The following is an 11,985-nucleotide window of genomic DNA, read 5'->3' on the forward strand; positions in this document are numbered from 1 at the left end:
GGTGAGTTCAGTTCCGGTAATTGGCATAGCGGGAATCGGGACATACATACCCGACAGTTACATGACGCCCGACCAGATAGCTGAGGCGACTGGAATTCCTCGAGACGTGATAGAACTGAAGTTCGGGGTGAAGAGGAGATTGCTTCCAGGACCAGAAGACACAACGAGTAGCATGGGAATAAGAGCCGCAAGGAAAGCTCTCGAAAACTCCGGTACTCATCCCAAAGATGTCGATTTGATAATCTGGAATGGAGCTCAACACAAGGATTATCCTTGCTGGTTGGCCGGATTAAAGGTGGCCGACGAGATTGGGGCAACAAATGCCTGGTCGTTCGATATGGAAGCCATGTGCGGCTCGATGATGGCTGGCATGGATATCGCAAAGAGCATGATGATAGCGCGAGACGACGTGGAAACAGTGCTCCTTGTAAGCGGCTATAGGAATGTTGATCTGATGAATCTCTCCGAGCCCTCTACTTCTTTTATGCTGGATGTTGGAGCAAGCGGAGCGGCAGTAGTCATGAAGAAAGGGTATAACGAAAATGTCGTTCTCTCCTCCGCATTCAAAGGTGACGGCTCCTTTTCCGAACTTTGTGTCGTCCCGGTAGGCGGAACAAAAAAATGGCCGATGAGCAGAGAAGATGTGTCGGAATACCATTTTCGTGTCCAGGGAGACACAGCAGAATTCAAGAAGCGTCTTGGAGAGACGACAATGCCCAACTTCTATTGGGTTATCAGAGAGTCTCTAAGAAAGAGCGGCTACTCTGAAAGTGATATCGATTATTTAGCAATTCTACATTTTAAAAGATCGGCTCATTTTGCAGTTCTTGAAGAGCTTGGGCTGAAGGAAAATCAGAGTACGTACCTTGATTACTACGGCCATCTTGGACAAAATGATCAAATTCTCTCAATTGAATTGGGTTTGAGAGAAGGAAAGATCAAAGACGGTGATGTGATCGTTATGGTCGGCGCCGGATTAGGCTTCGTCTGGGCCGCAACAACCGTAAAATGGGGCAAAGTTTAGGAGGCGTAAAGGTGAGAATGGAAGGTAAGGTTGTCATCATTACTGGTGGCGCAAGAGGTATTGGTAAAGCAGCAGTTGAGAGATTCACGAGAGAAGGGGCGATAGTCTATGCCTGCGATATGGATACTGAAGGTCTTGAAGGCTTGAAGAATGAATTCGCCGAGCTCCCGGGAAAGGTAATACCAAAGAAGCTGAATGTGACGGATAGAAAGGCAATAGCTGATTTGGTCAACGAAATCAAGAGTGAGTATGGTCACATTGATGGGCTTGTTAACAACGCTGGAATCACTAGGGATGCACTGATCCAGAGAATGACGGAAGAAGATTGGGATCTAGTTATCGACGTGAATCTGAAGGGTGTATTTAACATGACACAGGCTATTGCGCCTGTGATGCTTGATCAAGGTTATGGTGCAATTGTCAACACCTCTTCAGTTGTCGGAGTGTTTGGAAATATCGGTCAGTCAAACTACTCCGCCTCCAAAGGAGGAGTAATAGCCATGACAAAGACTTGGGCAAAAGAGCTTTCTAGAAAAGGAGCCAAGATCAGAGTTAATGCTGTCGCTCCTGGTTTCATTAAGACTCCAATGACTGAGAAAATGCCCGAGAAGATAATTACAGCGCTCGAAGAGAGGATACCGTTGAAGAGAATGGGTCTTCCCGAGGAGATTGCAAATGTGTACTTCTTCCTGATTTCTGACGAAGCAAGTTACTTAACCGGTCAGGTGATCGGTGTCGACGGGGGACTCGTGATTTGAAGATCTCTCGAAGTGAGAGAACAAGATTACAGATAAAGCAGGCGGCTGAAGAGCTGTTCAGTCGTCTTGGTTTTGAGATGACGTCTGTTGCCAATATATGTAGGACCTGCGGATTGTCTAATGGAGCCTTTTACAGACATTACGCAGGAAAAGAACAGGTGTTTAAGGAAATTGTACAGGACATTAAGGCTGAATTCGAGGCCGCAACAACCTCGATAACCGGTCGTGATTCCAGAGAAAGACTCTTCAATCTGTATAGAACTGTCTTCAATATTCTTTGGGGATCGAGGAAGAAATTTATCGCATTCCACGAAGCCGAGTATAGATTTCCCGATGTTGAGAGTTCGGTCGACAAGACCTATAAGGATTCTCTTCTTTCAACTATCTCTATAGGCAAGTCCACACTTTCAATGCCCGAGTTTTGGTTTCTTGTTGGTAGTTCGAGATTTACTGCTATCTACTGGATTATCTACAACGGAACAAGGGTTCCTGATTCCACTGTAGAGTCGTTGGTTGATTTTACTCTGGGTGGATTTGTTAAATCTGAGCAATTTGACAGAGAAGCACTTGATTTCACTTTTGACAGAACAATGGCAAGCGGAGGTACCAAGGCGAAAGAAGTCATTCTTCTTGCTGCGGAAAGGCTTATGGGCGAGAAAGGGTATTTCGAGACTTCGATTTACGATATCACGAGTAGGGCAGGTTACGGTCAAGGTACATTCTACTTGCATTTCGAAAGCAAAGAGAAACTCCTTCAGGAGCTTGTTTATCAGGCAAACAGGAATCTCAGGAGAACAATGAGAGACGCCGTTTCCGGCGTTGAAGGAAGACTAAACAGAGAGATCAGGTCTTACAAGGCGTTTCTTCTGTTCATGGATGTTCACAAGGAGCTCTACAACATCGTGAGAGAGTCGGAATTTGTGCAGCCGGAGACAGGCCGCTTCTACTATGAAAGACTCCTCACATCATACATAAGTTCGCTTGAAGAGGCCAGATTCAAGAATGAGATTAGACAGATTGACTCGCGAGATCTTGGAGTCTTCTTGATGGGGATCGGACACTTCATGGGTCTGGATCTTCTCTTTAGGAATGAAAAGGAATACGAGAAATGGGACGAGCATCTGATAGAACTTGCTTCGCTAATGGCAAAAGGGTACGGAGGTGCTTTTAGTTGAATTGGAAGGATGAATATAAGAAGAAGAGAATTAGCATAGAAGAAGGCCTCAGGAACGTAAGATCTGGTACAAAAATCGTGACCAGCATGGCCGCTATGGAAGCTCGGGGTCTTCTTGAAAATCTCCACAGGGTTGATGGTGTCGAAAACGTAGCAGTAGCAACTTGTTTGAACATTGGCGAGTACCCCTTCTTTGTTAACAGAGAGTACGAAGGAAGATTCCTTAATGAATCATGGTTCCACTCGACGGGTGCTAGGAAGGCAGTTAGCAACGGACTGAGGACTGTAACCTACATTCCGAATAATCTACATACTGCTGGCGTGGAACGTATTATGGCCAACAAACCCGACATATTCTGGGGAGTCGCATCTCCCATGGACAAGAATGGTTACATGACGGTTTCCCTTTCTACCGTTTACGAGAGGGACATGGTTGAGAACGCGAAAATGGTGATCCTGGAAGTAAACGACAGGGCTCCAAGAACCCATGGGGACACACATGTTCACATAAGCGAAGTTGACTATGTGATAGAGAACAGTTTTGATATTCCTGAGCTTCCCGATACCGAACCCTCGGAGACGGAGATGCGAATTGGCGAGCATATATCGTCATTAGTTGTAGATGGCGCCACTCTGCAGATCGGAATCGGCGGTATTCCAAATGCCGTTGCCAAGTTGATGGAAGACAAGCATGAACTTGGAATACATACCGAAATGTTCACGGAGTCCATGATTCATCTCTTCGAAAAGGGAGCGATAACGAATTCGAGAAAGAGTCTCTGGAAAGGAAAGTTCATTGCTACTTTCGCCCTTGGAACGAAGAGAATGTACTCCTTTGTGGAAGACAATCCTGGGGTTCTTTTGCTTAGAGGGAGCTATGTGAACGATCCTTACGTCGTTGCGCAAAACGATAACATGGTATCCATAAATACTGCCATATCCGTTGATCTAACAGGACAGGTGTGTTCGGAAGCAATCGGAACAAGGCACTATAGTGGCACAGGAGGACAGCTTGATACTCACAGAGGGGCCTCTATGGCGAAGAACGGAAAGGGGATAATTGCTCTGAGGTCCACCGCCAAGAAGGGAACCGTTTCCACAATCGTTCCTCTTCTCCCTCTGGGTTCTCCGGTAACTGTGCCTAGGCAGGATACTGATTATGTTGTCACTGAGTTTGGAATCGCGAGGTTAAAGGGTCTAAATGTCTTCCAGAGAGTAGAGTCTTTGCTTAACATCTCTCATCCCGATTTTAGATCTGAGTTAAGAAAACAGGCCAGCGAGGTTGGATTGATTTAGGAGGTTTTTGATGAAGAAGGTCTTCATAGTTGGTGCAAAGAGAACAGCAATAGGTACTTTCGGAGGGGCTTTGAAAGATGTTCCGGCGGTCGAGCTTGGTGTTACTGCATCAAGGGCTGCGATAGAACAATCAGAGGTAGACCCCAAGAACATCGAAGAAACCATAATGGGTTGCATATTGACTGCCAATCAAGGTATGGGACCGGGAAGGCAGGTCTCAATCGGAGCAGGCGTACCTATCGAGAGTCCCGGATATCTAGTGAACATGCTATGCGGATCCGGAATGAAATCGACGATGATCGGGGCCCAGGATATCCTTACGGGCGAAGCCGATCTGGTCTTGACAGGTGGTATGGAGAACATGTCTATAGCCCCTTACATGCTGGACAAGGCAAGGTTTGGTTACAGAATGGGCAGCGGCTCCATAACGGATCACATGATAAGAGATGGGCTAACGGATGTTTTTAACGATTATCACATGGGCGTTACTGCGGAAAATCTCGCAGCAAAATACAGCATAAGCAGACAGGAGCAAGACGAATTTGCACTTGAAAGCCAGAAGAGGGCAAAAGAAGCAATCTCCGCAGGAAAGTTCAAGGATGAAATCATTCCCGTTGTCATAAAGCATAGAAAGGGAGACATTGTATTCGATACCGATGAGCATCCTAGAGATACAAGCATGGAGATTTTGGCGAAGCTGAGACCTGCATTCAAGAAGGATGGTTCAGTAACGGCAGGGAATTCATCGGGAATCAATGACGGTGCAAGTGCAACCGTCCTGGCAAGTGAAGAAGCAGTAACGAAGTACGGGCTTAAACCGATTGCAGAGATAGTCTCATTTGCTCAGGCGGGAGTCGATCCAGCATATATGGGATACGGTCCTGTTCCAGCCGTTGAAAAGGCTCTCAATAAAGCTGCGATGAACATCAAGGATGTAGGGCTTATCGAGCTCAATGAGGCTTTCGCTTCTCAGGCGCTTTCCGTGATTAGAGGACTTATGGAGATCTACGGAGTCACAAAGGAATGGCTGATTGAAAGAACCAATGTTAATGGAGGTGCAATTGCTCTTGGTCATCCCATTGGAGCCTCAGGGAACAGAATCATCGTTACGCTCGTCCACGAAATGGAGAAGAGAGATCTCGAATTCGGGCTTGCTTCCCTTTGCATCGGCGGAGGAATGGGAACCGCAGTAGTTGTCAGGAGAGTCTAATTTCTGAATCACAGGTAATGCCGCTTTTTGGGAAAGAGTTTTCTTGTTCCAACGTTCTTTTGAAATCATCTGGAGTACAACCTACGTAGGAGGTGGGAAAGTGAAAAAGGTATTTTTGGTTCTACTTATGGCTGCTGTAACTTCACTAATCGTTTTTGCAGCTACTCCGATCAAGATCGGTGCTGTTCTTCCCTTGGGTGACATCACCGGAGATCAGGCTGCAAAGGCAATGAGACTTGCAGTAAGTGAAATCAACGCAGAAGGCGGTTTACTAGGACGACCTCTGGAGTTGATAGTAATTGATGACGAAATGACGCCGGAGAAGGGTGCGGCAGCGATCTCCAGGCTTGCTACCGTTGATAGAGTGGACTTTTTTGTCGGTGGTATGAGCACTGGAGTTCACTTCGCGCAGATTCCTGTTATGAAGAGCTTCCAGAAGGTCACAATCTGGATAGGTGCTGCCGGTTCGCAATGTGAGGTTGCAGTCGGTCCGGACGCAGACTGGTATTTCCATCTGCATCCATGGGATTATCAGCAGGGAGCCAGCTACGGCCAGGGTTGGACGGATCTGGCCGAAGCCTATCCTGATATTGAGATCAACAAAGTCTTCCTGGCGTATGAAGAAGGAGCTTTCGGCACCGGTTCTCATGAAGCATATTTGGTCCTTCAGGCACTGGCTGCAGAAGGCCAGGGAGCTTGGGCAGAAGTCATGAGCGACTACATGGGAGTTTCGTTCAAGAGTGCTGCACTTGGCGGAGGAGATTACCGAGCGATGCTTCAGCAGGCGAAGAAATATGACCCGGATCTTTTCGTTTGGGCGGGTTATGACGCGGATGCTCTTCCAATGCTCCAGCAGGCAAAGGAAGTCGGGTTCTCACCAAAGTTCTTTGTTGGAGCACCTCCAGGATGGCCGGCACATTTCGGCGACTCTCCCCTGGCAGAAGGAGTTACCCTATACGGAATGTGGGCTCCAACGATCAACAGAATCAGCCCCGTAGCCGAGCACTTCTGGAATGCCTACATTGAGATGTTCAAGGAAGAGCCGGCAACTTACTTTGCTCCTCTCGGTTACACTAACATTTACTTCCTTGCAGAAGGAATCAAGGCTGCAGGTACTATTGAGAAGTCTGCGCTTATCAAGGCCCTGGAGCAGGTGGAATATGCGTCTCCAATCGGTGATGTCTTGAAGATTGCGCCAAGTAACGTCATAAAGCACCAGGGCTTCACTGCTCAGAAGATACTTCAGTGGCAGGGTGGCGAACAGCACGTAATATGGCCTCTAGAGTTAAAGACAGCTGAACCTGAATATCCATTCCCTTCCTGGGATGGGAGATAGTCTGATTTAGGTCGGGCAGCAATGCCCGACCTTATTATCTGAAAAAGTTGCTACCAGGGTGGTGAAAGACTTGGAAAAGATCTCTTTCTTGAGAAAGCATAGAGGCATTTTGATACTTGTCGCGATACTTGTGGTTGTCGCGGTCTGGAGGCCGCTAGCCGCGATTTATGGCGTTCAGAGAGGTAGTCTTTATGCACTGATAGGGCTTCCTCTGGCTCTAACTCTCGGAGTAGTCGGAATAATGAACCTTGCCCACGGCGATTTGCTATCGCTGGGAACTTATATTGTTTATCTATTTGCAGTCAATACCGGTATGGATCCTCTTGTTTCGATAATCCCCGCGTTTTTCCTGCTATTCATTCTAGGAGTTGTTATCTATAAGCTTACGGTAACCAGGGTTCTTAAAGCAGGACACCTTAACCAGCTGCTTCTCACTTTCGGGATATCGATGATAGTTCTGGAACTCATGAAGGTTATCTGGACTACCCGGCCAAGAAGCGTCTATGTTGACTATTCTTCGTCCTCAACGACGATTGCCGGCGTTAGATTCGGTACTTACGAGTTGCTTTACGTTGTGTTAGCGTTTGCAGTGCTAATCGCTCTTCAACTCTTTCTAAAAAAGACAAGATTAGGGCAGGCTACCTTTGCAGTCGGTCAGAATCCTCGCGGAGCAAAGATTGTAGGGATAAACACCGATTTCGTCTATCTCTTTGTTTTTGGTTTATCGGTCGCCATACTTGGTATTGCAGCAGGGGTAATGGTGCCGAGATTTGCAATCTTTCCTTCTGTGGGCGCGGCATTCACTATGAAATCATTCAGTCTAGTTGCAATGGCAGGTCTCGGTAACCTAACCGGGATTCTGATAAGTGGTATTGTTCTAGGAGTGGGAGAGGCAATCGTTCAATCGATTCCCGGATATGCCGGTTGGTCTGACATCGTGTTCTTTGGAGTACTGATAGCAGTTATCATGATTAGATCCTTAAGGAGGCAATCACTATGAAGATTATTAAACCGATTCTCCTTCTGATTGTTCTCGCAGCGGCTGTGATGCTGCCACTGCTCACGGAAGCATACTTCATAAGTGTTGCCATAACGATACTTACGTTCATGACTCTTGCATTAAGCTGGGACATGATGTTACGAACGGGTCAATTGTCATTTGGCACAGCAGGCTTCTTTGGTCTGGGAGGATACGCAGGAATCATCGCTGCAGCTGATCTTGGAGTTGATCCTATCACAGGAATCATAATCGGTGGACTTGTCGCCGGAGTTGTATCTCTGGTTCTGGGTATGGCAATCCTCAGACTTAGAGGTCTTTACTTCGCTATTACTACAATGGCTCTAGCGAGCGTTTTTATGGTCATCATAAGGAACCTTCACAAGATCTCGGGTGGTCCGAGCGGTAAAGTCGTTTTGAGCACCCTCTTCAACTACGATTCCAACAAGGTCTACTGGTTTATGCTGGGTGTTGCCTTGATTACAATAGTAATTTCAGAAGTATTCCAAAGAACCAGAATACACTTCGCCATTGACTCTATCAGGGCGGATGAGACCGTTGCTAAATCTCACGGAGTGAACATATACAAGTATTTGATATTCGTCTTTGTTGTAACTTCGATGATTCAGGGTGTGGTCGGCGCGACTTACGCTCTGCAGTACGGCTTCGTTTTCCCCGAGAGCAGCTTTTCGGCTCATTATCTTCTCTTGCCGATAGCGATGGCCCTGGTTGGGGGAATCTACTCAACAATAGGTTCAGTAATTGGAGCGATAATTCTTGGGCTATCCTCTGAGTATCTTAAACTGATCATGCCGTACGGCCACCTGATAATCTACGGTGTGATTATTGTTGTGGTAGTCCTCTTCTTACCCAACGGTGTATATGGCGCAATCAAAGATGTTCTTGGTTTCAGAAAACGCCGTCTGGAGGAACGATAACATGAGTATACTCAAAGTTGAAAAAGTAACTAAGCGCTTTGGCGGGCTTGTAGCTGTAGATGATGTCACAATGGAGATTCGGCAGGGCGAGATTCTAGGGCTAATAGGTCCCAATGGCGCAGGAAAGACAACGCTTACAAATGTGATATCGGGACTACATACTGTGAGTGAAGGCAGAATATTCTTTGATGGTACGGATATTACTTTTCTGCCTACTCACAAGAGATGCCATTTGGGTATAGCCAGAACTTTCCAGATTGCGCGCCCCCTTAAGAATCTCACCGTAGCTGAAAATGTTATGGTTGGTGGGCTGTTCGGAAACGGAGAAAAGCTAAAGGATGGTCGAAAGAGCGCGATTAAGCTTTGCGAAACGATCGGTCTTGCTAAACCTAATGAAGTCCTTGATAAGATAACTGTCTTGGATATCAAGAAGATCGAAATCGCCAGAGCTATGGCAACAAAGCCAAAGCTTCTTTTTCTAGACGAGGTTATGTCGGGTTTGAATATGGATGAAACCAGAGAGATGATAGACACTGTAAGAAAGATTAGAGATACAGGTGTGACAATCTGCATAATAGAGCACGTCATGAGTGTAATTAGAGAGATTACTGAGAGAGTTATTGTGCTAGACAGAGGAGCAATTATCGCTGAAGGTCCATATAGTGAGGTTTCACAGCAACACAACGTGATCACCGCTTATTTGGGGGAGGATGCCTGATGCTTGAAGTCAAGAACGTAAACGTCTCATACGGGAGAATTCAGGTTGTAACGGACTTCTCTTTTTCGGTTGGAGAAGAAGCCGTTGGACTTTTCGGCCCCAATGGAGCGGGAAAGACCACCCTGATAAACTCAATCATTGGTTTGGTTAAACCTACGAGCGGAGAAATACTGTTTGAAGGGGAATCTCTCATCCCGTACGAAACCCATACGATAATAAGAAAAGGTATATCTGTAGTGCCTCAGGACGGTGAGCTCTTTCCTATTATGAACGTTCTCGAGAACCTGAAGATTGGAGCTGCCTACATCAAGGAGGCGAGAGATAGAATTGAAGAGAGGCTTGATTTTGTATTCAAGATCTTTCCGATTCTTAAGGAACGCGCTTATCAGCTGGCGGGAACTATGAGCGGAGGTCAGCAGAGAATGCTTGCAGTGGGCCGTGCTCTGATGGCGGTTCCTAGACTTCTGATTCTAGATGAGCCTTCAGTGGGACTCCAACCTTCTCTGGTTTCAGAGCTCTTTGAGAAACTCTTAGCCATAAAATCTGAAGGAGTCTCTATGATTCTCTCTGAGCAAAACGTTAGGCAGGGTCTGAAAGTAATCGACCGGGGTTACGTCATAGAGAACGGAACTCTTGCAATCGAGAGTACTGCGGAAGACCTTATGCATAATGAATATGTCAAGCGCTCTTATCTTGGTTTGTAGGGTAGACTAAGAGGCTTCTTAGAAGTGATTTGAAATGCGAGAGAAGCAGTTGGCAGTGGTTCTGATGACCTACCTGGTCTTCATGACAATCGGTTTTGAGAGAAATGCTTTTGCGCTGGAAGTTGGTGAAAGTGCTTCGATTGTGTTCAAAGATGTTAATACGAAAGATAATGATCGAGAAACCAACTTGCTAGACGGGAGGGAGTTATTCATGAAGAGGCAGATTGCTAAGAAGTACGTTAAAGTTGTCGACAAGAAGATCTTCTATCTTGAAACCGTGGATTCTGAAGGAATTCCAGTGGTCTTTGTCCATGGAAACTTCGCCTCGAGCAAATGGTTCGAGCCTTCTCTAGAGATTCTTCCGCGGAGATTCAAAGGTTATGCAATTGACTTGCCGAATTTCGGAAGGTCGGATAGGCTTGAAGAAGTAAGTATTGAAGATTACGCGAACTATGTTATTGATTTCATACTTGAGATGAAAGTTGACCGAGTAGTATTAGTCGGTCACTCTTTAGGTGGAGCGGTTGCTCAGAGCGTGGTTGTGAAGAGACCCGATCTGATCGACCGGGTTGTTCTTGTCGATCCGGCTCCGCCTGACGGACTTACTACACCTGAAGAGGCCTATCCATATCTTGAGATGTATAAGGGCAACAGAGACCTCCTGAAGAAGGCTCTTGTTGGGGTTATGCCGACAAGAGCGGAGGACGAGTTTCTAGAGGCTCTGGTTGAAGAGGCGCTCCTGATGGACGGAAGGTGTTTTGTCGAAAATGCCAGGGCTCTTGACAGATACGATTTTACTCAAGAGCTAAAAGGGACCGAAGTTCCCTTTCTGATCATCGTGGGAAAGCTAGATCAGATAATCTCAGAAGAGATGGCGAGGAAATTTGAAAGAGTCATTAGGAATGTGCAAGTAAAGGTCCTTGAAGAGTATGGACACAGTATTATCGTTGAGAACACTGAGCTGTTTATGGACTTGTTCATTGATTTCGTTGGTAAATGAATCTCTTTCAAATGATTACGGGGCCTCTGGCCCCGTTTGTTTGGAGTGTAAGTTCATAATCGATATTCATTCGGTCTTTTCCTTGAGTAGTCTGTCTAGTCTATCGCTGGCCAATCTCTTAATTTCGTCGGCCCTAACGGTGTATTTCACATGTTCACCATCATAGACACTCTCCAAAAGCCTTCACTTCTTCAGTTTTTCGAGGTGGTTGCTTAGATCTCCGGCGGAGATCTTCAGTTTCTTTGCAAGCCTAACTGGACGATGTGGTTCTCTGCTCACTTCTCTCAAAATAGCAAGTCTCTCCTTGCTGGCAAGTGCGTCAGAAAAATCTATACACTCCAACGCTCGTCTTTTTCTCTGAATGGTACTTCTATTCTGTCATAGCCAAGAATGAAAAGATACCTGTCTTTATTGATCATCAAACTTGCCTGGTCGAGACCAACCAAGAAAAGGAGAGACACTTAGTTCTAGAGTAGTGACTGTTTCAAGAACATCAAAAAGACTGACGACATTTTGACTCTCAAGGTATGATGTTCCATCATCTTCAACATGTCTTTCGAGCAATCTCAGATATTTCCGGTTAGATTTCCTTACATCATTCCTGATCTTATTGAAAACATTTTCAGGAACCATTCAAATAGATATAAGAGATCCTCTTTTGTCTGAGACGGGTTTTCAAGCAGTTCAAGGAGATTTGCTTTCTGAACAGATGATAAAATCGCGCTCTCAGTTATGAAAAGTAGCATCTCCTTCTCGTCTACGGTTTCTCTATCAACTCTTCAAACTGAGAATCATCTCTTTCTTTTATGTCCGAACCGAATCAAGTCCTG

The 11,985-nt window shown here is 46.0% G+C and carries 12 protein-coding genes; 11 read left to right on the forward strand and 1 reads right to left on the reverse strand.

Translation table 11 applies throughout. The features are described from left to right. Position 1 precedes the first annotated feature (1 nt). The 11 genes from B3K91_RS10990 (at position 2) to B3K91_RS11040 (ending at position 11,155) form a co-directional block, all read left to right on the forward strand. Positions 2 to 1,024, forward strand: coding sequence for a 3-oxoacyl-ACP synthase (locus B3K91_RS10990; protein ID WP_214060281.1), 1,023 nt, complete (start codon positions 2 to 4; stop codon positions 1,022 to 1,024). Between the two features lie 11 nt (positions 1,025 to 1,035). Then, complete coding sequence (gene fabG, locus B3K91_RS10995) at positions 1,036 to 1,782, forward strand: 3-oxoacyl-[acyl-carrier-protein] reductase (protein ID WP_103134389.1); 747 nt, start codon at positions 1,036 to 1,038, stop codon at positions 1,780 to 1,782. Then, the gene (locus B3K91_RS11000; protein WP_214060282.1) at positions 1,779 to 2,957 is read left to right on the forward strand and encodes a TetR/AcrR family transcriptional regulator; all 1,179 of its coding nucleotides are present in this window, start codon (positions 1,779 to 1,781) and stop codon (positions 2,955 to 2,957) included. The genes fabG and B3K91_RS11000 overlap by 4 nt, the downstream gene beginning before the upstream one ends. Next, positions 2,954 to 4,252, forward strand: coding sequence for an acetyl-CoA hydrolase/transferase family protein (locus B3K91_RS11005; RefSeq protein ID WP_099828662.1), 1,299 nt, complete (start codon positions 2,954 to 2,956; stop codon positions 4,250 to 4,252). Before B3K91_RS11000 ends, B3K91_RS11005 begins: the two co-directional genes overlap by 4 nt. A 10-nt stretch (positions 4,253 to 4,262) precedes the next feature. Then, a complete protein-coding gene (locus B3K91_RS11010; RefSeq protein ID WP_214060283.1) occupies positions 4,263 to 5,462 on the forward strand; it encodes an acetyl-CoA C-acetyltransferase in 1,200 nt (399 codons plus the stop codon). A 100-nt stretch (positions 5,463 to 5,562) separates the two neighbouring features. After that, positions 5,563 to 6,798 carry an ABC transporter substrate-binding protein gene (locus B3K91_RS11015; protein WP_099828660.1) on the forward strand — a complete coding sequence of 412 codons (1,236 nt, stop codon included), beginning with the start codon at positions 5,563 to 5,565 and terminating at the stop codon, positions 6,796 to 6,798. A gap of 61 nt (positions 6,799 to 6,859) precedes the next feature. Beyond that, positions 6,860 to 7,798 (forward strand): branched-chain amino acid ABC transporter permease, encoded by a 939-nt coding sequence (locus B3K91_RS11020; RefSeq protein ID WP_292592978.1) that lies wholly within the window; start codon positions 6,860 to 6,862, stop codon positions 7,796 to 7,798. Beyond that, positions 7,795 to 8,733, forward strand: coding sequence for a branched-chain amino acid ABC transporter permease (locus tag B3K91_RS11025; protein ID WP_099828658.1), 939 nt, complete (start codon positions 7,795 to 7,797; stop codon positions 8,731 to 8,733). The genes B3K91_RS11020 and B3K91_RS11025 overlap by 4 nt, the downstream gene beginning before the upstream one ends. A 1-nt stretch (position 8,734) precedes the next feature. Continuing rightward, positions 8,735 to 9,451, forward strand: coding sequence for an ABC transporter ATP-binding protein (locus B3K91_RS11030; RefSeq protein ID WP_214060286.1), 717 nt, complete (start codon positions 8,735 to 8,737; stop codon positions 9,449 to 9,451). Then, the gene (locus B3K91_RS11035; protein ID WP_099828656.1) at positions 9,451 to 10,155 is read left to right on the forward strand and encodes an ABC transporter ATP-binding protein; all 705 of its coding nucleotides are present in this window, start codon (positions 9,451 to 9,453) and stop codon (positions 10,153 to 10,155) included. The genes B3K91_RS11030 and B3K91_RS11035 overlap by 1 nt, the downstream gene beginning before the upstream one ends. A gap of 34 nt (positions 10,156 to 10,189) precedes the next feature. Continuing rightward, positions 10,190 to 11,155 carry an alpha/beta fold hydrolase gene (locus B3K91_RS11040; protein WP_292589834.1) on the forward strand — a complete coding sequence of 322 codons (966 nt, stop codon included), beginning with the start codon at positions 10,190 to 10,192 and terminating at the stop codon, positions 11,153 to 11,155. 183 nt (positions 11,156 to 11,338) lie between these two features. Here B3K91_RS11040 and B3K91_RS11045 read toward each other — a convergent pair whose 3' ends face one another. Then, the gene (locus B3K91_RS11045) at positions 11,339 to 11,434 is read right to left on the reverse strand and encodes a hypothetical protein (RefSeq protein ID WP_258006229.1); all 96 of its coding nucleotides are present in this window, start codon (positions 11,432 to 11,434) and stop codon (positions 11,339 to 11,341) included. Positions 11,435 to 11,985 lie beyond the last annotated feature (551 nt).

Source organism: Mesotoga sp. UBA5847, assembly GCF_002432735.1.
Lineage (GTDB): Bacteria > Thermotogota > Thermotogae > Petrotogales > Kosmotogaceae > Mesotoga.

What these genes read in the sequence shown, in the direction of transcription:
- B3K91_RS11010 (WP_214060283.1), top strand. Translation starts at nt 4,263, where the DNA reads ATGAAGAAGGTCTTCATAGTTGGTGCAAAGAGAACAGCAATAGGTACT.
- B3K91_RS11025 (WP_099828658.1), top strand. Translation starts at nt 7,795, where the DNA reads ATGAAGATTATTAAACCGATTCTCCTTCTGATTGTTCTCGCAGCGGCT.
- B3K91_RS11030 (WP_214060286.1), top strand. Translation starts at nt 8,735, where the DNA reads ATGAGTATACTCAAAGTTGAAAAAGTAACTAAGCGCTTTGGCGGGCTT.
- B3K91_RS11035 (WP_099828656.1), top strand. Translation starts at nt 9,451, where the DNA reads ATGCTTGAAGTCAAGAACGTAAACGTCTCATACGGGAGAATTCAGGTT.
- B3K91_RS11040 (WP_292589834.1), top strand. Translation starts at nt 10,190, where the DNA reads ATGCGAGAGAAGCAGTTGGCAGTGGTTCTGATGACCTACCTGGTCTTC.